This is a genomic window from Paraburkholderia dipogonis (assembly GCF_046027395.1).
GTDB lineage: Bacteria > Pseudomonadota > Gammaproteobacteria > Burkholderiales > Burkholderiaceae > Paraburkholderia > Paraburkholderia dipogonis_A.
This window is the reverse complement of the sequence record NZ_JAQQEG010000109.1, coordinates 1-1,607: the sequence shown is the minus strand read 5'-3', so window position 1 is coordinate 1,607 and position 1,607 is coordinate 1. Positions and strand designations below refer to the sequence as shown.

General features: G+C 55.6%; 1 pseudogene. It reads right to left on the bottom strand.

The window, feature by feature from the left end:
* Positions 1–120 precede the first annotated feature (120 nt).
* A pseudogene (locus PQR32_RS42060) lies at positions 121–1,525 on the bottom strand (IS1182 family transposase).
* Positions 1,526–1,607: the final 82 nt, after the last annotated feature.

Genomic DNA, 1,607 nt, shown 5'->3' with positions numbered 1-1,607 from the left:
CCGGCCGATTCTGTTGAAAAAGTCGAGTTTTGATTTGGGGCACGGGCTTTGGCAATACGTTTCGAGCTGGAAAATTCAGGGAGGCGGCGTTCCTGCAAGGCGCGACGCCCCCGTTTCTCGTCATGTAGCTGCCTGGTTTGTCTGCTTACCGTCAGGCATGAGCCATTTGGCCATTCTTCGCAGATTTTGCGCAGTTGCTGCCATCAGAAACTCATCATGGGCACCGCTTGGACCACGCAGTCGCAAGCGATCAAGTTTGAGGATGCGTTTGAGGTGGGCGAAGAGCATTTCCACCTTCTTTCGCTGCCGGCGCGACTGTTTGTATTCTGGGGTTGTCGCGATGCGCCTCGCTTCATCACGTGCAGCTTCATGGATGCTGCGCACGATTTTGCGAAACTGCATATTCGGGCAACATCGATCCTTCATCGAACAGCCATCACAGTCCATCTGACTTGCTCGGTAGACGATGGTGTCTGCTTTCGTGATGTGCGTGCGTGGATTCTTCAGTGGACGCCAGTCGCTGCGTAGCGCGTTTCCCGCAGGACATCGATACTCGTTGGCCTGTTCATTCCAGATGAATTCGCTACGTGAGAACGTATTGTCCTTGCGCGTTGTTTTATCCCAGACCGAGACGTGCGGCTCGATGTGTTTCTCGTCAACCATCCAGCCAAGCAGCGCCGCTGTGCCGTATGCAGTGTCACCTACCAGTCGGCGAGGCTTCAGGTCCCGTTGGTGTTCAACACGATCGATCATTGTCCTGGTTGATTCGACCTCTTGGGACTGGTTCGCCGACGTCAACAATGATCCCTGCCTGCAGGTCAATCAGGTAATTCGTCGAATAGGCAAAGAACGCGGGACCACCAGGTGCAGCCGTCCATCGTGCAGCAGGATCAGTCAGGGATATCTTCTTTGGAGGTGTCGAAGACACTGCTGGCTCTGACGTGTCCGCTTCCACCGGATTGGTTTGCGCCAGTGCCTCAAGATATTCCCGCACAGCCCGGCTCTGGCCGTCGGCACGTCCCCAGTCGATAGGTTCTGTTCCCGGCACTCCGTTCGCACGACTCGCGTCGGCCTTGATGATGCTTGCGTCAATCGCGAATCCCTCACCCTTGACAAGGCCCTCGGCCATGCAGCGACTCAGCACAGATTCGAACACGTGACGCAACAGATCGCTATCGCGAAAGCGTCCGTGACGATTCTTTGAGAACGTCGAGTGTTCCGGTACGGCATCCTCCAGACCTAACCGGCAGAACCAGCGGTATGCGAGGTTCAGATGCACCTCTTCGCATAGACGTCGCTCGGACCGGATGCCAAAGCAGTAACCCACGATCAACATCCGGATCATGAGCTCCGGGTCAATTGATGGACGGCCTATCGGGCTGTAAAACGGTGCGAGGTGCTGACGCAGATCTCGCAGATCAAGGAAGCGATCAATGCCTCTCAACAGGTGTGATTGCGGGACGTGGTTGTCGAGGTTGAACGAGTAGAAGAGCTTGTCCTGTCCGCTGTCCAATCGACCCATCATGACGATTCACTCCCGTCGTTCGATGTCTTCCAGGATACCCAACAATCCGCATCTACGGCGACTTTTTCAACAGAATCGGCCA